At 71.0% G+C, this 17,446-nt stretch carries 20 protein-coding genes; 6 read left to right on the top strand and 14 right to left on the bottom strand.

Annotated elements, in window-relative coordinates; translation table 11 throughout:
- Positions 1–214: 214 nt before the first annotated feature.
- The gene (locus IEZ08_RS15390; protein ID WP_068924412.1) at positions 215–1,408 is read right to left on the bottom strand and encodes a sulfite oxidase; all 1,194 of its coding nucleotides are present in this window, start codon (positions 1,406–1,408) and stop codon (positions 215–217) included.
- A gap of 75 nt (positions 1,409–1,483) precedes the next feature.
- Positions 1,484–3,172 (bottom strand): DNA polymerase/3'-5' exonuclease PolX, encoded by a 1,689-nt coding sequence (polX, locus tag IEZ08_RS15385; protein WP_068924411.1) that lies wholly within the window; start codon positions 3,170–3,172, stop codon positions 1,484–1,486.
- A gap of 227 nt (positions 3,173–3,399) precedes the next feature.
- Here polX and IEZ08_RS15380 point away from each other — a divergent pair, with 227 nt between their 5' ends.
- Both IEZ08_RS15380 and secY read left to right on the top strand, forming a co-directional pair.
- Entirely contained in the window at positions 3,400–4,011 is a 612-nt protein-coding gene (locus tag IEZ08_RS15380; RefSeq protein ID WP_068924410.1) for an FMN-dependent NADH-azoreductase, read from the top strand.
- Between the two features lie 110 nt (positions 4,012–4,121).
- A complete protein-coding gene (gene secY, locus IEZ08_RS15375) occupies positions 4,122–5,441 on the top strand; it encodes a preprotein translocase subunit SecY (RefSeq protein WP_068924409.1) in 1,320 nt (439 codons plus the stop codon).
- Between the two features lie 4 nt (positions 5,442–5,445).
- Here the strand turns inward: secY and IEZ08_RS15370 are convergent, their stop codons facing one another.
- The 8 genes from IEZ08_RS15370 to IEZ08_RS15335 all read right to left on the bottom strand — a co-directional run bounded on the left by IEZ08_RS15370 (position 5,446) and on the right by IEZ08_RS15335 (position 12,091).
- Entirely contained in the window at positions 5,446–6,090 is a 645-nt protein-coding gene (locus tag IEZ08_RS15370) for a response regulator (protein WP_084781038.1), read from the bottom strand.
- An 83-nt stretch (positions 6,091–6,173) separates the two neighbouring features.
- Positions 6,174–7,202: a sensor histidine kinase gene (locus IEZ08_RS15365; protein ID WP_189242360.1), complete on the bottom strand. Its 1,029-nt coding sequence runs from the start codon at positions 7,200–7,202 to the stop codon at positions 6,174–6,176.
- A gap of 139 nt (positions 7,203–7,341) precedes the next feature.
- Positions 7,342–7,638 carry a hypothetical protein gene (locus IEZ08_RS15360; protein ID WP_203863257.1) on the bottom strand — a complete coding sequence of 99 codons (297 nt, stop codon included), beginning with the start codon at positions 7,636–7,638 and terminating at the stop codon, positions 7,342–7,344.
- 139 nt (positions 7,639–7,777) lie between these two features.
- On the bottom strand, positions 7,778–8,242 hold the full coding sequence (locus tag IEZ08_RS15355; protein WP_068924407.1) for a hypothetical protein: 465 nt from the start codon (positions 8,240–8,242) through the stop codon (positions 7,778–7,780).
- Between the two features lie 604 nt (positions 8,243–8,846).
- A complete protein-coding gene (locus IEZ08_RS15350) occupies positions 8,847–9,812 on the bottom strand; it encodes an NAD(P)-dependent alcohol dehydrogenase (protein ID WP_189242359.1) in 966 nt (321 codons plus the stop codon).
- 133 nt (positions 9,813–9,945) lie between these two features.
- Positions 9,946–10,893 (bottom strand): permease prefix domain 1-containing protein, encoded by a 948-nt coding sequence (locus IEZ08_RS15345; RefSeq protein WP_189242358.1) that lies wholly within the window; start codon positions 10,891–10,893, stop codon positions 9,946–9,948.
- On the bottom strand, positions 10,890–11,225 hold the full coding sequence (locus tag IEZ08_RS15340) for a PadR family transcriptional regulator (protein WP_068924404.1): 336 nt from the start codon (positions 11,223–11,225) through the stop codon (positions 10,890–10,892). The genes IEZ08_RS15345 and IEZ08_RS15340 overlap by 4 nt, the downstream gene beginning before the upstream one ends.
- Before the next feature lie 128 nt (positions 11,226–11,353).
- The gene (locus tag IEZ08_RS15335; RefSeq protein ID WP_068924403.1) at positions 11,354–12,091 is read right to left on the bottom strand and encodes an SDR family NAD(P)-dependent oxidoreductase; all 738 of its coding nucleotides are present in this window, start codon (positions 12,089–12,091) and stop codon (positions 11,354–11,356) included.
- A gap of 90 nt (positions 12,092–12,181) precedes the next feature.
- Between IEZ08_RS15335 and IEZ08_RS15330 the strand changes: the two genes are divergently transcribed.
- Both IEZ08_RS15330 and IEZ08_RS15325 read left to right on the top strand, forming a co-directional pair.
- Positions 12,182–12,793 (top strand): TetR/AcrR family transcriptional regulator, encoded by a 612-nt coding sequence (locus tag IEZ08_RS15330; protein ID WP_068924402.1) that lies wholly within the window; start codon positions 12,182–12,184, stop codon positions 12,791–12,793.
- A 194-nt stretch (positions 12,794–12,987) separates the two neighbouring features.
- Positions 12,988–13,755, top strand: coding sequence for a hypothetical protein (locus tag IEZ08_RS15325; protein WP_141704124.1), 768 nt, complete (start codon positions 12,988–12,990; stop codon positions 13,753–13,755).
- A 19-nt stretch (positions 13,756–13,774) separates the two neighbouring features.
- On the opposite strand, the gene IEZ08_RS15320 is transcribed toward IEZ08_RS15325, so the two are convergent.
- Positions 13,775–14,095 (bottom strand): hypothetical protein, encoded by a 321-nt coding sequence (locus tag IEZ08_RS15320; protein WP_068924400.1) that lies wholly within the window; start codon positions 14,093–14,095, stop codon positions 13,775–13,777.
- A 48-nt stretch (positions 14,096–14,143) separates the two neighbouring features.
- Positions 14,144–14,470, bottom strand: a complete 327-nt coding sequence (locus tag IEZ08_RS15315; RefSeq protein WP_189242357.1) for a hypothetical protein — start codon at positions 14,468–14,470, stop codon at positions 14,144–14,146.
- A gap of 120 nt (positions 14,471–14,590) precedes the next feature.
- Here IEZ08_RS15315 and IEZ08_RS15310 point away from each other — a divergent pair, with 120 nt between their 5' ends.
- Positions 14,591–14,842 (top strand): type II toxin-antitoxin system Phd/YefM family antitoxin, encoded by a 252-nt coding sequence (locus IEZ08_RS15310; RefSeq protein ID WP_189242356.1) that lies wholly within the window; start codon positions 14,591–14,593, stop codon positions 14,840–14,842.
- Positions 14,842–15,264, top strand: coding sequence for a type II toxin-antitoxin system VapC family toxin (locus IEZ08_RS15305; protein WP_068924397.1), 423 nt, complete (start codon positions 14,842–14,844; stop codon positions 15,262–15,264). Before IEZ08_RS15310 ends, IEZ08_RS15305 begins: the two co-directional genes overlap by 1 nt.
- Before the next feature lie 11 nt (positions 15,265–15,275).
- On the opposite strand, the gene IEZ08_RS15300 is transcribed toward IEZ08_RS15305, so the two are convergent.
- Together IEZ08_RS15300 and IEZ08_RS15295 are read right to left on the bottom strand one after the other, a co-directional pair.
- Positions 15,276–16,661, bottom strand: a complete 1,386-nt coding sequence (locus IEZ08_RS15300; protein WP_068924396.1) for a phenylacetate--CoA ligase family protein — start codon at positions 16,659–16,661, stop codon at positions 15,276–15,278.
- Positions 16,662–16,829: 168 nt separating this feature from the next.
- Entirely contained in the window at positions 16,830–17,399 is a 570-nt protein-coding gene (locus IEZ08_RS15295; protein WP_229803132.1) for a PadR family transcriptional regulator, read from the bottom strand.
- Between the last annotated feature and the right edge of the window lie 47 nt (positions 17,400–17,446).

The following is a 17,446-nucleotide window of genomic DNA, read 5'->3' as shown; positions in this document are numbered from 1 at the left end:
AAAGAGTCGGGAACGGTCACCGGCATCATCGCCCCGCTTCGTTTCCCCCGTGTTTCCCCGGAGCGACCGAAGGAGTATTTCAGATGAAATCGGCGTTCATAAACGCCTGTTTTGGTAATTTATCGTGCCTGATCAGCGGTTGTTCGTCGTCTCGGGGGAGGGGATTCCCCGGAGCGTGGAGAGGTGATATTTCTGTAGCGTCAAAGAGTTTTCGTCAGACATTTATCACCGTGACGGGATGGCGGACGACGGCGTCGAAGAGATAACCGAGTTCGTTGTGCGGGCTCTCCATCGGCTGGACCCTCCCGGTCTCGTCGTGGGCCCGGGCCATGAGGGTGCGCGCGCCGCTCGCCCGGGAGCCGCCGGGGTTCCAGGAGATGTGCCAGCGGGTCCAGGCCGGGACGACACGGGACCCGTGCAGCTGGGCCCGGTGCCAGGTGGCGCCCGTGTCGAAGCTGACCTCGACCCCCGTGATCCGGCCGTGGCCCGACCACGACCGCCCGTGCAGCAGGTGCGGGCGCCCGGCGGCCAGCCTCGCCTCCCACGGCAGCTCGAAGGCGCTGCGGATGCCCCGGACGGTCAGCGGGGCGCCGCCTCCCGGCGGGTAGCCGTCACCGAACATCCGATAGAACTCCGTGGTCCACGGGGAGGACAGCGGGGAGGCGGAGACCTCGATGTCGCCCACCCATTTGATCGAGGCCAGGCCGATCCACGACGGGACGACCATGCGGACCGGGTAGCCGTGGTCGGGCGGGAGCGGGCGGCCGTTCATCTCGTAGGCGAGGATCACGTCGTCGAGCGCCTTGGCGATCGGGATCGGCCGCCGTACCCGGCCGTGGTCGACGCCCTCGGCGACGTAGGCGGCGTCGAGGCCCTGCGCCATCACGTCGACGGCCTCGGGCAGCATCCCGGCACGCTCCAGTACGGTGGCCAGCGGCACTCCGCGCCAGCGGGCCACTCCGACGCCGCCGAGCCGCCACGGGGTGCCGGAGACCTCCTGGTGCTGCTGGGTGAGGAAGAGGCTCCTGCCGTTGCCGGCACACTCGATCATCACGTCCCGCGTCACCGCCGGGAGCGCCAGCAGTTCCCCGTAGCCGAGGCTCAGCGGGGCGCGCAGGCCGGAGCCGTGCAGCAGCAGCCGCCAGGCCGCCGCGTCGATGATCGGGGTCGAGGTGTGGTTGCGCACGAAGAAACGGTCGTCGGGCACGTGGTACCCGGCGCCGCGCATGGCCTCCCAGCGCATTTCGGCGTTGGTGCCGTGCGCGACGAACAGCTCACGCGGCAGCGGCTTGACGATCCCGGGCGGGATCGCCTCCGGCCCCGCGGCCGCTGCCCGGTCCGTCGTCTCACCCGGGGCGGCCGTCCTCCGCGGGACGGCCACCGTGCCGGTCGGCTTCCTGTACGGCATGAGCCATCACCCCCTCCTTTGCCATCTATTTCCTACTTGAAAAGCATGAAACATGGGGGAGGGGAAAGCGCCGCCTCAGCCGTTCAGGAAGTCGAGCAGCCGCTCCAGCGGCCAGGTGTTGATCACATCGTCCGCGGTCAGCCAGCCCCGCTGGGCCGTCCCGACGCCGAAGCGCTGGTTGGCCAGGTGGGGGACCGCGTGGGCGTCGCTGTCGATGGAGAAGCGCACACCGTGGTGGCGCGCCAGCCGCACGAGGTCGGCGGGGAGGTCGGCGCGGTCGGGGAAGGCGTCGATCTCCATCGCGGTGCCGGTCCGGGCCGCGGCGCGGAAGACCGCCTCCCAGTCGGCGTCCACCTGGGGGCGCCTGCCCACCAGGCGGGTGGTGGGGTGGCCGATGATGTGGACGTGCGGGTTCTCACAGGCGGCGATGAGGCGCCGGGTCATCTCCTCGCGCGGCTGGCCGAAGTGCGAGTGGACGCTGGCGACGCACACGTCGAAGCCCGACAGGATCTCGGCGGGCCAGTCGACCGACCCGTCGGGACCGATGTTGAGCTCGGTGCCGTGCAGGATCCGCATGTCGGGGTATCTACCCTGAAGTCGGCGAATCTCCTCCCGCTGTGCCAGGGCCTTGTCCAGGGTCATCCGGTGCATGGCCAAGTCGGGGGCGTGGTCGGTGACCGCGTAGTAGGAGTGGCCGCGCGCGCGGGCGGCGGCGACCATCTCCTCCAGCGAGGCGATGCCGTCGGTCAGGTCGGTGTGGGTGTGCAGGTCGCCCTTCAGGTCGTCCACGGTGACCAGGGCGGGCAGTCCGCCCTTGAGCGCGGCCTGGATCTCCCCGCCGTCCTCGCGCAGCGCCGGGGGGATCCACTCCATGCCGAGGGCCCGGTAGATGTCCTCCTCCGACTCGGCCGCGATCACCCGCTCGCCGTCGAAGAGGCCGTACTCCGACAGCTTCCAGCCCTTCTTCACGACGATCTCGCGCAGGTGCACGTTGTGCGCCTGGGAGCCGGTGAAGTACTGCAGCCCGGCGCCCCAGGACTCGGCGGGGACCAGCCGCAGGTCCACCTGGACCCCCTGCGGGGTGCGGATCGAGGTCTTCTTCTCACCGGAGGCGATGACCTCCGCGACGTACGGCTGCGCCTTGAAGACGTCCATCAGCGTCTCCGGGGCGACCGCCAGGATGTCGATGTCGCCCACGCTGTCCTTCATCCGGCGCAGCGAACCCGCGTAGGCGATGCGCTCGGCCCCGTCCCGCAGTGAGGCGATGATCCGCTCGGCCAGGTCCATCGCGACGCCGGTGTGCACCCTGGCGTCGGTCCGGCCGAGCTGCTCGATGCCCTTGAGCAGGTTCTCCTCCGTCTTGGCGCCGAAGCCCTTGACGCCCTTGAGCCGCCCCTGCCGGATCGCCTCGCCGAGGGCCTCGGGGGAGTCGATGCCGAGTTCCTGGAAGAGGAAGACCGCCTTCTTCGGCCCCAGGGAGGGCACCCGGGTCAGTCTCCGCACCCCCTCCGGGACCTTCCCGCGCAGGTCGTCGAGCTGCCGGAAGCTGCCCCTGCCGAGGTACTCCTCGACCTTCTTGGCGATCGCCTCACCGACCCCGGGCACGCTCCGCACGGGCACGGACGCGATGTCCTCGGGGAAGCCCGCGATGGCCTTGGCCGCCTTCTGGTAGCTGCGGACCCGGAACGCGTCGCCGCCCGTCATCGCGAACAGCTCGGCGTATTCCTCCAGAGCCGCCGCCACACCGTCATTCGCTCTCGCCATGCGCCCCAGCCTAGAAGATCGCACCGACGTTTCCCGGGCCGCTCGCGGGCACCGCGCCCGCCCCGGCTCGCGCCCGCTCCGGCCCGCGGCCCCTCCGGGAGCCCGCCCCTCTCCAGGGCTCGTACCGCCCCTGGGCCGTTGACTAAGCGGACTCCGGTCCGTATATTCGTGCCCAGTAAACGGACTACAGTCCGATTATGTCGAGACCATCGTTCGAAGGACGGACCATGAGACTCCTGCACATCTCCGCCTCGCCGCGCGGCTCCGCCTCGGAGTCGCTGACGATCGCCGGAGAGTTCCTCGACGCCTACCGGCGTGCCAACCCCGGCGCCGAGATCGACCACTTCGACCTGTGGGACGGCACGCTGCCCGCCTTCGGCCCCGAGGCGGTCGCGGCCAAGATGGCCGTGTTCGGCGGCGCGGCCCCCGAGGGAGAGGCCTGGGCCGCGGCGGTCAGGACGTTCGAGCGCTTCAACGCCCACGACCGCTACCTGTTCAGCGTCCCCATGTGGAACTCCGGCGTGCCGTACGTCCTCAAGCAGTTCATCGACGTCGTCAGCCAGCCCGGCATGGTCTTCGGCTTCGATCCGGAGACCGGCTACATCCCGCTGCTGAAGGGCAAGAAGGCCGCCGTCGTCTACACCAGCGCGGTCTGGGCCCCCGGCCTGCCGCCCGGCTTCGGCGACGACTTCCAGGCGCCGTTCTTCGACGGCTGGCTCCGCTGGGCCGGGATCACCGACATCACCGGCATCGGCTACCACCCGACGGTGACCGGCGACGCCGACCTGGAGCGCAAGCGGGCCCTGACCCGCGCCCGCGAGGTGGCCGCCGCGTTCTGACCGGACCGGCGTCACGGGAGGCTCCGCCGTGTGGGATACGCGGATCTGCGTACGGCGAAGCCTCCGGCGAGCGGATTCCGGACCGGGGCCGCGCGGCCAGACTCGGGCGCATGCTCACCGTGCTCATCCGTGCCTTCCGCGTGCCCGGCCTCCGGAAGAAGCTGCTCTTCACGCTGGCGATGATCGTGCTGTTCCGGTTCGGGCAGGTCCTGCCCGCGCCCGGCGTGAACGTGGCCGCGGTGCAGGAATGCCTGAGGGGGAAGCGCACCGGGCTCGTCGAGATGCTCCAGCTGTTCAGCGGCGGGGCGATGCTGAAACTCTCGGTGTTCGCCCTCGGGATCATGCCGTACATCACCGCGAGCATCGTGGTCCAGCTGCTCGCCGCGGTGATCCCCCGGCTGGAGGCGCTCAGGAAGGAGGGGCGGCGGGGACAGGCGAAGATCACCCAGTACACGAGATACCTGACGCTGGCCCTGGCCCTGCCCCATGCCGGCACGGTCGTGTCACTGGCCCGAGCGGGACGGATCTTCCCCACCTGCGACCGGCAGATGCTGCACGACCAGAGTCTGCCGACGGTCGCGATGATCGTGGTCACCCTGGTGGCGGGAACCTGCGCGGTCATGCGGCTGGGCGAGCTGATCAGCGAACGGGGAGTCGGGAGCGGCATGTCCATCCTGATCTTCGCCCAGGTGGTCGCCGTCTTCCCCTCCTACCTGTCGGGCATCTTCGTGCGCAGCCCGTTCGCGCTGGTGGCGATGCTGACCTCGGGTGTCCTCCTGGTGGCGGCGGTGGTCTTCATCGAGCAGGCGCAGCGGCGCGTCCCGGTCCAGTACGCCCGGCGGACGGCCGGGCGCAGGGCGTACGGCGGGACCTCTGCCTACCTCCCGCTGAAGGTCAACCAGGCGGGGGTCGTCCCCCTCATCCTCGCCTCGTCCCTGCTGGTGCTGCCGCAGCTGGCGGTGGAGCTGACGGGCGGGACCGGGCCGGTCGCGGGATGGATCCAGCGCCATCTCGTCTCGGGCGACCACCCCGTCCACATGGCGGGGTACGTCCTGCTGATCGTGGGCTTCACCTACTTCTACGTGTCGATCACCTTCGATCCGGTGGAGGTGGCCGACGCCATGAGGCGGTACGGCGGATTCGTGCCCGGCATCCGGCCGGGGCGGCCCACCGCGGAGTACCTGCGGTACGTGCTCGCGCGGCTGACCGCGCCCGGAGCGGCCTACCTCGGTGTGCTGTCGCTGATCCCCGTCGTCGCGTTCGTGATCCTGCGCGACCCGGGGACCCAGCAGAACTTCCCCTTCGGCGGGACGATCCTGCTCATCATGGTCGGGGTGGGGCTGGACACGGTGAAGCGGATCGAGGCGCAGGCCGGGGAGCACTCCTACGGCGGCTTCCTCAGGGAGCCGCCGGCCCCCGGGAAGCCGTAGGTCCTCAGGGGATCGTCAGGCCGGACCTGACGGCGAAGACGACCAGCTGCGCCCGGTCGCGGGCGTGCAGCTTCACCATGGCCCGGCTGACGTGGGTGCGGACCGTGTCGGGGCTGATGGACAGCTCCGCGGCGATCTCACCGTTCGACCGGCCGGTGGCGACCCAGGCGACCATCTCGCGCTCCCTGGGCGTGAGGGTGTCCAGGCCCTCGACCGGCGTCCCCTCGTGCCGGCCGAACAGACCGATGACCTTCCTGGTCACGGAAGGGGAGAGCAGCGCCTCGCCCGAGGCGACGACCCTGATCGCCCGGGCGAGTTCCTCGGGGGCGCTGTCCTTGAGCACGAACCCGCTGGCCCCGGCCTGGAGGGCGGCGAAGACGTACTGGTCCACCTCGAAGGTGGTCACCATGATCACCCGGGTGGCGGCGAGCGCGGGATCGGCGGCGATGGCCCGGAGCGCGTCGATGCCGTCCATGCCGTCCATGCGGATGTCGAGCAGGAGGACGTCGGGACGGACGTCGCGCAGCAGGCGGAGCGCCGCGGCGCCGTCCACGGCCTCACCGGCGAACTCCAGGCCGGGCTCGCGGTCGATGAGCGCCCGCAGCCCCATGCGTACGATGGCCTGGTCGTCGGCCACCGCCACCCGGATCGGCCCGGTGGCCGTGCCCGTCCCTGGAGACGGATCCGGATCGGAGGATGGGCTCGTCCCGGGGGACGGGTCCGGTCCGGTGGTCACGCGGTGTCCACCGGGAACCGGGCCCGGACGCGGAAACCGCCGTCCTCCCGCGGCCCCGCGCTGAACACTCCGCCCGCCTCCGCCACCCGGGCCCGGATCCCGGCCAGCCCCCGGCCAGCGGCCGTACCGGGAGCGCCGTTCACGGAGACGGCGTCCGGGGAGCCGGGGGAGGAGACACCGGGAGAGACGGCACCGGAGGAGACGGTGTTCCCGGGGACGCCGGTTCCCCGGTCGGCGACCTCCACGACGAACTCGCCCGGGCCGCCGGCCAGCCGTACCACCGCCCTCGCCGAACCGGCGTGCCGCAGGACGTTGGTCAGCGACTCGCGGACGACCCGGTAGACCGTGCCCTCAAGGTGCGCGGGGACGACCGGCTCGGCGGGCTCGACGTCGACGGCAAGCCCCGCCGCACGCACTCCGTCGATCAGCCGGGGCAGATCGTGATCGGGGGCGGCGGGGTCGATGCGGTCGAGCGCGGCGCGGAGCTGGCCGAGCGCCTGAGTGCTGGTCGAGCGGATCGCCTCCAGCGACTCGCGGACCCGGCCGGGGTCCTCGTCGAGCATGAGCAGGGCGATCCCGGCCTGCATGGCGATGGCCGCCAGGCCGTGCCCGGCGGCGTCGTGCACCTCACCGGCGATGCGCGCCCGCTCCGCGGCGATCAGCTCCTGGACGTCCGCCGCTCCGTGAAGGCCCGCCGGTTCCGGCCCGCCGACCGGCGGCCGGCCCGCCCCGGTGAGCGGCCCCCGGTGTACGGCCTCCGCGACGGCAGCCCCGCATCCCGTCCCGGTGACCGCTCCGCCGCCCGTCCCGGAGGCCGTCGCCGCAGCCGTCCCGGAGGCCGCGGTGACGGACGCCTCGCGCGTCTGGCCGGGACCTCCGGCCGGCCACGGGACGGCCAGCCAGCCCGTCCACACCAGCATCACAATGACCGGCAGGTCCCGCAGGCGGCCCAGCCGGGACAGCGCCGCCGCGGCCGCCGCGAGGGAAGAACGCGGGCGGCCGTCCGGATGCGTGTGCTCGCTCACCAGTCTCCACGGAACGGGGTCGTTGAACCGATCCTAGCCAGCCGGGGGCGGAACGAGTGATCTTCCGGTACGGTCCCGCCGCGGTGAGGCCCACTCCGCTGACGCAGATCGAACCCGGCGCGCCTGACCATGAGGGCGGTTACGGCTCGGTGGCGAGTTCGACGAGGCGCCGGGCCGTGCCGGCGGGCTCGACGACCTGATGGAGATGGGTGCCGGGCAGGTGCGCCACGCGCCAGCCACGATCGCGCGCCTCGGCGGCGAGGTCGTCGTACGGTGGACTGAACAGCAGGTAGGAGCAGGGGTGGTCGTCCCAGCCGTCGGGGACCGGGACGTGCTGCTCGTAGTAGGACAGCGGCAGGGCGGGCTGCTCCTGGACGACCATCCGCCGTACCTCCGGATCGGGGAGCATGGGCGCGACATCCGCCTCGTCCCACACTCTGCCCTCCCGCCGACAGAGCCATCGCCGTGTTGGCCGAGGGCGGACGTCCGGCGCGCGCCGGCGGTCGGCCCGGACGGTCATCCCCGTATGCAGCGGTGTCCGGCGCCGGGCGGGCAGTGGCCGAGGTCGCTTGAGCTCACCGCTCAGGCGGGGGAGCGAGCACCATCGGCCGGTCCTCGGCACAAGCGAGCACATCATCGAGCGTGCGCTCCGGGGCCGCGATGAACACCGCGGTCTCAGGCACCGCTCGCGCATACAGCTGCGGGTCCACCACGGCCTGCGCCCGCAGGACCCGTACCGCCCGCGGGTCGAGTGCCGAGCGGCAGGGGAAGGCGGTGACGTCCACGTCGGGTGCGCCATGCCGGAGGGCGACCGGGTACACCACGACGTCGACCACCAGGCAGTCGTCCTCCAGAAGGGTGCGCTCGGCCCAGCCATCGGTCTGCAGCAGGTAGAGCGCGTCATCCCACTCGTGGCAGTAGCCGCCGAGCCGATCGAGGGCGCGCTCGCCGGGCGTGCCGTCGCGATCGGCGACAAGGGCCACGACGGGCGCGTCCGGCCGGGCGGGGTCAAGGCCGAGGCGAAGGTGCAGTCGAGCCATGGACAACCTCCGTGACGGGGCAGGGAGCGCCAGTAGAGCACGGCCGTCCCGGGGAAGAGAATCCGTTCGCCCGACGGCCCGGGCAGGACCTCCGCGAACCGGCGGCCTACCTGGCCGCCTCATGCGGAGTCAGCCCACATCTCGCAGAGGTCCGATGGAGATCGCACCGCCGCGTGGGGTCCGGCACAGTCGCCCGTCCTCGTGCAGGTCACGGCGGTGAGTGGCCCCCGTGCCCGGGCCGGGACGGCCACCACGCGCCGGTCGATGACGTCCGGGCCTCCCGCCCCTCCACTTCGATGATCATGGTGGGGAATCATGAGACGCCGAACTTGCCCGCACGCATCGGGGAGGACGAATGATCAGGAAAGATCCGCTGTGGTTCAGGTCGGGACGGACAAGGCGCCACCGGCTGACGCTCATGCTGGGCGTTGCGCTGATGCTCGCCGCCGGGACCCCGCTGGCCGGCCGGAACGACCCTGCGAAGACCGATCGGCCGGTCACGGCACCGAAGTCGCCTGATCATTCGGTACGGCTCCCGCCCGGATGTCGGGTGACCCGCCCCGGCACGCCCTCCCCGCCCGCGCCGGTCTCCGCCGGGCCGGGGTCACACTGTGAGGACGATCTTGCCGCGGGCGTGTTCCGTTTCGAGGTGGTGGACGGCGTCGGCGGTCTCGCTCAGGGGGTAGGTCCGCTGGATCACCGGGGTGAGCTTCCCCGCCGCTACGAGTTCGGAGAGGAAGGCCAGGTCCTCGGCGGTGGGCTTGTTGTTCAGGACGCGGAGCCGCCGGCTCAGGAACGGCGAGATCGCGACGATGGCGGCGAACCGCGGCAGGGGCCCGAAGAACGTGCCGATGTTGCCGTGGGAGGCGATGTGGACGCCCTTGGGGGCGAGCATCCGGCGGAAGCCGGAGAGCGGATGGTTGCCCAGGAGGTCGAAGACGACGTCGAATCGGCGCGTGCCGCTTGTGAGGTCTTCGCGGGTGTAGTCGATCACGTGGTGGGCGCCGATCGAGCGCACCAGCTCCGCGTTGCGGGTGCTGCAGACGCCGGTCACCTCCGCGCCGAGCAGCGTGGCGAGTTGTACGGCGAAGGTGCCGACCGCACCGGAGGCCCCGTTGACGAGCACCGTCCGGCCGGGCCCGGCCTCGGCGAGCCGCAGCCCCTGCAGCGCGGTCGTCGCCGCGATCGGCAGGGTGGCGGCCTGGGCGAAGGTCACCTCCGGGGGTTTGACGGCCAGGCGCGTCTCCGGCACCGCCACGTACTCGGCGAAACCCTGCTGGTTCGTCTCGCCGAACACCTCGTCGCCGGGCCGCAGGCCCGTCACCTCCGCCCCGGCCGCCTCCACCGTCCCGGCGACGGCGCGGCCGAGGACGGGCTGCCTGGGCCGCCGGAGCCCGAGCACCAGGCGCGCGATGGTGGGGGAGCCGTGCATGTCGACCCGGTCGCCGTAGTTGATCGAGGCGGCGCGGACCCTCACGAGCACCTGGTCGTCGGCGGGGACGGGCTTGTCGACATCGGCGTAGCGCAGGACCTCGGCCGAGCCGTACTCCTGGCGGATGATCGCTTTCATGGACGTTCCTCGTTTCGGTGACGGACGGGACGGTTTCCGGGCAGGGGGCATCGCGCCGGCGGGGTTCGTCCGGCGTTGTGGTCGGGGGCGGGGGCCGTCGGGAGCGGGGACCGGCGTTCGCTCAGCGGTGAGCTCAGCGGTGACGCGCTCGGCGGATCCCCTCGGTGACGGTGTGGACGACGGTGAGTATGGAGATCACGACGATCCCGGTGCCGATCCACCGGGGGACGTCCGCCGGCCAGCCGGCCGCCTGGACGAAGGCCGGGTTGAGCACCTTTCCGTTGGCGGCGAGCCAGATCGACGTGACCGGGCAGGCGATGTCGACGAGCGACCCGGCGACGGCGAGGGGAACGCTCCAGCGCAGGTAGTACTTGGCGTAGGAGAAGCCGAGGCTCGCGACCAGCAGGGCGATGAACGCGTACACGACGCCGGTCTCCCACAACCAGGGCGAGAACACGCCGATGGGTGCGCCGTCCGCGTCGGTCCGGGTGCTCACCAGCGGTGAGAGCAATATGAAGGCGGTGAACAAGACCAGTGCGACGGACTCCGTGATCAGCTCGGCGTACCGCAGGCGGCGGCTGGGCGGCTCCGGGAGCGCGGACGGGGTCCACGGCCGGGCCGGCGTCCGGTGCGGGGCGGCGCGTTCAATGATCGCGAAGAGCAGGGTGGTCCAGACGGCGATGTGCACGCCGGTCGTGAGCGCCGCGTTGAGCGTGTCGCCGACCACGCGGAGGGCGGGGGTGCCCTGGAGGCCGCCCACGAGCCCGACGGCGACGGCGACCGCGGGCACGACCGTCGTGAGCAGGGCCGTCAGCAGCCGCGTGTAGTCGAGGTAGAGCGCGGGGCCGATGAGCTGGAGCGGGCGCTGCGCGTAGCCGGCGGCCAGCCGCACCGGGTCGCCGAGTTCGGCGAGCACCGCGAGTTCCGCTTCGGCGGGATCGGTTCCGGCGTCGATGCGGTCGTCGACGGCGTCCGCGATCGAGGCGCGTAGCTCCTTCTCGATGTCGGGGCGCTGCCTGCCGGGCAGGCGGCTCAGGGTCGCCTCGACGTAGCGGTCGGTGAGGGTGCGCGTGGTGGTCATGACCCCCCTTTCAGGGTGCGCAGTGCGGTGTCGAGCTCGTCCCAGTCGCGGTTGAGGGCGTCGGCGAGCGCGGCGCCGAGGTCGCTGGTGCGGTAGAACTTGCGCGGCCTGGACTCCTCGGTGTTCCAGTCGCTGGTCAGCAGCCCTTGTTTCTCGAGGCGGCGCAGGAGCGGGTAGAGGGTGTTGGCGTCGACGGCGAAACCCGACCTGTCGAGCAGGTCGAGCAGGGCGTATCCGTAGTTCGGCTGCTTCAGGACGAGCAGGCAGGCGAGCACGACGGTCCCTCGCCGCAGTTCCTGAAGGTGCGTCGAGAGCAGCTCATCGTCCAGCATGACTGACACAATAGTGTGTGCCACACACTATTGGAAGGCCGTGGTGGCGGAAAGGCTCGGGCCCGGCAGGCGCTCCAGCGCCGTACCGGGCCCTCGGCCGGATGGCCGTCCGGCCGTCGTCGATGACGTCAGATGGCCATCCGGCCACCGTCGACGACGATGGTGGCGCCGTGTACGAAGGCCGCGCCCGGCCCGGCGAGGTAGACGGCGGCACCGGCGATCTCCTCCGGAACGCCCGGCCGTCCGGCGGGGAACCCGCTGGTGAACTCGTCGAGCCCGGCGCCCATGGGCGCGGTGCCGGGGGTGCGGGTCGGGCCGGGCGCGATCGCGTTGACGTTGACGCCGGCCGGTCCGAACTCCGCCGCCCACGCCTTGGTCAGCAGTTCGAGCGCGGCCTTGGAGGCGCCGTACAGCGCCATGCCGGTCGTGCCGAGGTGGGCCGCGATCGAGCTGATGTTGATGATTCGGCCACGGCCCTGCGCCGCCATGAGCGGGGCGAACGCGGCGGTCAGGAAGAAGGGGGCCCGCACGTTGAGGTTCATGGTGGCCTCGAACGTCGCCTCGTCGGTCTGCGCGGTGCCGCTCATCGGATAGATCCCGGCGTTGTTGACGAGCACGTCGATCGGTCCGTGCGCCTTCGCCGCCTCGACGAGCACGGCGATCCCGTCGGGCGCGCCGAGATCGGCGATGACCGGTGCGGCGGTACCGCCGGAGGCGACGATGCCGGCGACGACCTCGGCGGCCCGCGCCGCGTCACGCCCGGCGACGAGCACGTGGGCGCCTTCGCGGCCGAAGGCCTCGGCGATGGCGCGGCCGATGCCGGAGGTCGCGCCGGTGACGAGGGCGCGGGAGTCGGTGAGTTGCATGAGGACCTCGTTCCGGACAATGACTGGACTGTTTGGTCCACTTTAAACACAACTGGACTATACGGTCCAATCGGATGGTAGGGTCGGAACGTGCCGGAGGAACCCAAGACCGAGCGCGGACGGCGCACCAGGGAACGCATCCTGGCCGCCGCCGCGGGCCTCATCGAGCGCCAGGGAGTCGAGGCCACCAGCCTCGACCAGGTCCTGACCGAGGCCCAGGCCAGCAAGAGCCAGCTGTACCACTACTTCGCCGACAAGCAGGCGCTGGTCCGCGCGGTCATCGCCTGGCAGACCGCGACGGTCGTGGACGGCACGGCGGAGCAACTGGCCGGGGTCGACTCCTGGGCCGGCCTCGACGCCTGGTTCGACGCCCTCGTCGCCCACCAGCGGTCTCTGGACTGCCACGTCGGGTGCCCGATCGGATCGCTCGCCGCCGAACTCGCGGACACGGACGAGCCGGCCCGCCAGGATCTGGCCCGCGCGTTCGACAGCTGGGCCGCGCAGCTTCGCGCGGTGCTCGACCGGCTGCGCGACCGCGGCCTGATCCGGCCGGAGGCCGACACCGCGACGCTGGCCCAGTTCACCCTCGCCACGATCCAGGGCGGTCTGCTGCTGGCCAAGACGACCCGCGATCCGCAACGGCTGCGCGCCGCCCTCACCGCCGCCGGCGGCTACCTGCGCTCGCTCGCGTCGCCTCCCTGACATCCCGGTGCATCATGGTGAACCGGGCAGGGCGAACGATACGTCTCAATGAGGTGCGTTCTTTCCGGATGGTCCTCGCTCTGCTCGCCGCCATCGCCCTCGCCGGGTGCGACCGGCAGGAAGGCGGGAGAGAGCAGTCGGATCATGCCGTCACCGCGTCGTGCCCGCGGAGGACGAGCCCGGACCTGATTTCCATGACGCGGCAGGAGTTTCCCGACGAGTTCATCCCGGTCCGGGTCGTCCGCTGCCGCTGGGAGACCCGCTACCTGCCGGGGAAGGGGCGCTGGGAGGTCGCGATCGAGGAGCGTGCCGACGGTCCGGCGAGCGAGCTGACAGCCGAGTTGCGCCGCCCGTCCGAGCGGCCGTTCTCACTGTTCGGCCTGTTCGGCGAGATGTGCACGCTGGAGGCCGTCATCGTCGACTACTTCGTCGTGGTGGACTCCTCCGGGAGGGCTGTGCTGCCCGAGGTGCCGACCGGCGCGTGCGACAAGCCGTCCGAGTCCGCGCTGGACGCCCTTCACCGCCTGCCGTACCGGGTCGAGAGCGAGACTCCCGTCCGGCGGGTCGAGAGTGAGAAGACCTTCCGCGCCGGTTGCGGCGACGGCGCCGCCGACCTGTTCCACGTCCTCGGCCGGCCGGCTACGGCCGCGCCGATCTGGAACCCTCCGCCGAAGGGCCTGCGGGTGTGCGTCTTCCACACCGGGAAGAAAGCCTCCGGCATGGTCGAAGGGAAGTTCGAGTCCTCGCGCATCCTGAAGGGCGAGCGCCTGCGTGCCCTGCTCACCGCCCTGGACACCGCGCCGGCCAGTGACTGCCGGGGCGGCCACGCCCGGTTCGCGGTGCTCGACACCGGTCACTTCGCGCGGGCATACGTCGAGCTCGACGGCTGCCGCAACCTGTTGCGCCCCGACGGAACCCTCAGCCGTCTCACCACCGACGCCGTGGAGCTTCTCACCGACTAGGAGCTGTTCGAGGTTCGGATCATGTGGTTGAGGTGAGGAGCTTCAGCCACATGACCGAGCCTCGGAGGTAGAGCCCGGCCTCGTAGCTTTCCGGGGCCTTACCGGAGATGTAGACACTGGCCTGCCCGACGGATTCAGGTTCGGCCTGCAGCAACGACGGCTGAACCTCCGGTGGCTCCCAGCGGTACTCCTCCAGGAACTCCCACACGAGTTTCCAGCGGATCTTGTCACCGGTGTCCGCCGTCAGGCGCGCGGCGAGGTCGGAAAGCGTCATCGGACGATAGCCCATCACGTTCTCCTTCCGCTCGCGCTCGAAATCGATGCCATCGCCTTCGACCACGGTGTCCGCGCCCTTGGACGTGCAGCGGCCAAGGGCGGAGGGGTTCTGTCAGCCGCGGGTGTAGCGGTGTTTGGCGCCGGGCGGGAAGCAGCCGGGGTCGCCGGTTTCGCGCAGGCGGATGTCGGGGGTCTGACGGTGCTGGGGGACGTAGGCGGCGTACTCGCTGTTGAGGCGGAGCAGGTGGGTCAGGATCGCCTCCCCGGCGATCCGGGTGATCTTCTCGGACGGTGCCACGCCGGGGACCAGCTCGACGGTGACGGCCAGATGCCGGTCGCGGCGGGAGTCCTCGACGACCTCCGGCACGAACTTGCCGGTGACGAACCCGTTGACCTCCGGCTGCTCCAGGCCGATGGACATGTTCTCCGGGTAGAGCATGAGTTGATGCAGTGATTGAAGCGGGCGTAACTCGCCTGGTCAGAGCTGATGTGCCGCTATGGCCGCATGTGATCTTGCATTGACCTACACTCAATCTAGACAGACTAGACAGGGGGTTTCATGAGCGGCTGGCAAGTGCAGGAGGCGAAACAGCGCTTCAGTGAGGTCGTACGGCGAGCGGTCAGCGAAGGCCCTCAGGTGGTCACCCGGCACGGGGAGGAAGTGGCCGTGGTCATCGACATCGCCGAGTACCGCCGTCTCAAGGGGGAGACTCCCGACTTCGGGCGGTTCCTCCTGGAAGACCCCGACTGGGATGACGACGTCGAGTTCTCCCGGAACCGGGACCTCCCCCGAGAAGTGGACTTCGACTGATGGGTGTCGGCTACCTGCTCGATACCAACGTTGTCTCCGAAGTGCGCAGGAGAAACGGGAGCCCGCACGTCCGGGACTGGATCGGCGGAGCCCACGGGCCCACGCTCTACCTCAGCGCCCTGACGGTCGGGGAGATCCGCTGCGGAGTCGAGCTCCGCAGGCGCAAGGATCCCGTCCAGGCGACCCTTCTGGAACGCTGGCTGCACACCCTCCACCGGCAGTTCGGCGATCGCATCGTTCCCGTCACGCCGGAGGTCGCGGAGGAATGGGGACGGATGAACGCCGTCCGCCCGCTTCCGACGATGGACGGACTGATCGCGGCGACGGCCAGGGTTCACGGCTGGACCCTGGTGAGCAGAAACGTGAAGGACTTCGCGGGAGCAGACGTGTCCGTGATCGATCCCTTCGAACCGCTGGGCTGAGCGTACAGGCGTCAGCCGCGGGTGTAGCGGTGTTTGGCGCCGGGTGGGAAGTAGTCGGGGTCGCCGGTTTCGCGCAGGCGGATGTCCGGGGTCTGGCGGTGCTGGGGGACGTAGGCGGCGTACTCGCTGTTGAGGCGGAGCAGGTGGGTCAGGACCGACTCGCCGGCGGCTCGGGCGATCTTGTCGGAGGGGGTCACGCCGGGGGCGAGTTCGACGGTGACGGCCAGGCGCCGGTCGCGGCGGGAGTCCTCGACGGCCTCCAGGACGAACTTGCCGGTGACGAAGGCGCTGACCTCCGGCTGTTCCAGGCCGACAGAGATGTTCTCGGGGTAGACGTTGGCACCGTAGTAGGACACCGTGAAGTGGCTGCGGCCGAAGACGTGGACGAAGGGGCGCTCCGGTCCGGGGGCGGCGGGCTGGAAGCCGCGTTCGCGGAGGAAGGCGAGCATCCGGTCGTACGGCGTCAGCCCGCCCTCGTCGGCGATGTGGTAGCGGATCAGGGGGATGCCGTTGTCGCCGGTGAACAGCAGGGTGCCCCCGTGTTCCTCGAAGAAGCGGACGTCCGGGTCGTACTGCACGAGGGTCGGCAGGCGGGAGGAGCCGAACAGCTCCCGGGCGGTTTCGGGGCGGGTGGAGAGGAAGCGGCGGATCTCGATGGAGAGCGGGGTCTCGTTGCCGAGCACGCCCGCGTCGGCGGTGCCGTACAGGGAGGCGGTGTCCAGGGCCGGGTCGGTCATCCCGGTGCGTTCGGCCACCAGGGTCCGCCACTCCTCGCTGAACACCTCCCCGGCGGTCACCAGCTTGACCGCGTAGTCCCGCCAGGGGACGCCCGCGGCGGTCCCGGCGTCGATCACGTCCTTGAGGAACGGCGGGTAGCCGAGCAGCACCACCTGGTCGAAGTGCGGGGCGAGCTCCGGGATCACCCGCAGGATCTCCCGCCTGTCGCTGCCGGGGGCGACCACCGTGACGGGGTAGCCGCGCTCGGCCAGATGGCGGCAGCAGGCGATGGTGAACAGCCCGCCCACCCAGGTGCCGAGCGCGAAGCAGACCACGGCCAGGGTGCGGCGCCCGCGGGTGGCGAAGGCGTCCCGGAAGACCTCCTCGAAGCGGTCGGCGATCACCCGTTCGTCCGCTGCGGACCGGGCCCAGAACGACGGCGTCCCGGTCGAACCGGACGACACCGCGATCATGTCGCCGATGACGCCGTCCCGGCAGAGTTCGGGAAGGGGGAAGCGGCGGATGTAGGTGTCCTTGGACGTCAGCGGGAGCCGTACGAAATCCTGATATGTCAGAACTCGTTGGGGGTCCACGCCGTGCTCGGCGAGGAACGCGCCGTAGGCGGGCACCGAGGCCGCCACCCGATGGAACAGCTCTACCGCCCGGTCGCGAGGGTCCACCAGCCGACTGTACGGCCCGGCGCCGCGTCCGGGCCAGAGCCGGGCGAGAACCGGGCCAGAGCCGGGCGAGAACCGGGCCAGAGCCGGGCGAGAACCGGGCGAGAGCCGGGCCGGAGTCGGGCGAGAGCCGGGCCGGCCAGGCGCCGGCCCGCCGGGCGCCCGGCCGGTTCAGAAACGGAAGTCCCAGGTGACCTCGCCTGCCCGCAGGTCGTCGACGAGCGCGCGGACGTAGCCGAGCTCCGCCTCCACCACGGCCCGCTGGTACTCGGTCTCCACGAGGAAGACCCGGGGCAGGAACGTCCTGCCCTCGGCCAGTTCGCCGTCCAGCGTGGACAGCCGTGCCTCCAGGGAGTTCAGGCGCTCCCGGAGGGCCGCGAGGGCCTCGCCGGGCTCCAGTCCCGGCAGGAAGGCGAGGGCCGCGGGGAACTCGGGGAACTCCCGGGCGGGGGTGGACAACATCGTCCGCATCCACTGCTTGAGCGTCTCGCGGCCGGTCCCGGTGAGCTCGTAGACGGTCCGCTCGGGACGGTTCTCCTCGCGCGAGGTCCCGCGGACCGCGATGAGCCCGTCGCGGAGCAGCCGCTCGATCGTCTGGTAGACGCTGTTGCGCTGGGCGACGTTGACCACGTCGTCCTTGTGCCGCTCCTTGATCAGCTGCTGCATCCGGTAGGCGTGCATGGGTTCCTCGGCGACCAGGCAGAGCAGGGCCACGGCCAGGGGAGAACGCCTCGTCGACATGGGTCCCATGGTAGGTCTGGCCCATTATTAGTCATGATATGTATAGT

This window comes from Planobispora rosea, from assembly GCF_014648175.1.
GTDB lineage: Bacteria > Actinomycetota > Actinomycetes > Streptosporangiales > Streptosporangiaceae > Planobispora > Planobispora rosea.
This window is presented reverse-complemented; position numbering and strand designations above follow the sequence as displayed.

Bases quoted from the DNA above. Each gene is read 5' to 3' on its own strand.
- IEZ08_RS15390 (WP_068924412.1), bottom strand. From the start codon at position 1,408: ATGCCGTACAGGAAGCCGACCGGCACGGTGGCCGTCCCGCGGAGGACG.
- polX (WP_068924411.1), bottom strand. From the start codon at position 3,172: ATGGCGAGAGCGAATGACGGTGTGGCGGCGGCTCTGGAGGAATACGCC.
- IEZ08_RS15380 (WP_068924410.1), top strand. From the start codon at position 3,400: ATGAGACTCCTGCACATCTCCGCCTCGCCGCGCGGCTCCGCCTCGGAG.
- secY (WP_068924409.1), top strand. From the start codon at position 4,122: ATGCTCACCGTGCTCATCCGTGCCTTCCGCGTGCCCGGCCTCCGGAAG.
- IEZ08_RS15355 (WP_068924407.1), bottom strand. From the start codon at position 8,242: ATGGCTCGACTGCACCTTCGCCTCGGCCTTGACCCCGCCCGGCCGGAC.
- IEZ08_RS15350 (WP_189242359.1), bottom strand. From the start codon at position 9,812: ATGAAAGCGATCATCCGCCAGGAGTACGGCTCGGCCGAGGTCCTGCGC.
- IEZ08_RS15345 (WP_189242358.1), bottom strand. From the start codon at position 10,893: ATGACCACCACGCGCACCCTCACCGACCGCTACGTCGAGGCGACCCTG.
- IEZ08_RS15340 (WP_068924404.1), bottom strand. From the start codon at position 11,225: ATGCTGGACGATGAGCTGCTCTCGACGCACCTTCAGGAACTGCGGCGA.
- IEZ08_RS15335 (WP_068924403.1), bottom strand. From the start codon at position 12,091: ATGCAACTCACCGACTCCCGCGCCCTCGTCACCGGCGCGACCTCCGGC.
- IEZ08_RS15325 (WP_141704124.1), top strand. From the start codon at position 12,988: ATGACGCGGCAGGAGTTTCCCGACGAGTTCATCCCGGTCCGGGTCGTC.
- IEZ08_RS15315 (WP_189242357.1), bottom strand. From the start codon at position 14,470: ATGCTCTACCCGGAGAACATGTCCATCGGCCTGGAGCAGCCGGAGGTC.
- IEZ08_RS15310 (WP_189242356.1), top strand. From the start codon at position 14,591: ATGAGCGGCTGGCAAGTGCAGGAGGCGAAACAGCGCTTCAGTGAGGTC.
- IEZ08_RS15305 (WP_068924397.1), top strand. From the start codon at position 14,842: ATGGGTGTCGGCTACCTGCTCGATACCAACGTTGTCTCCGAAGTGCGC.
- IEZ08_RS15295 (WP_229803132.1), bottom strand. From the start codon at position 17,399: ATGTCGACGAGGCGTTCTCCCCTGGCCGTGGCCCTGCTCTGCCTGGTC.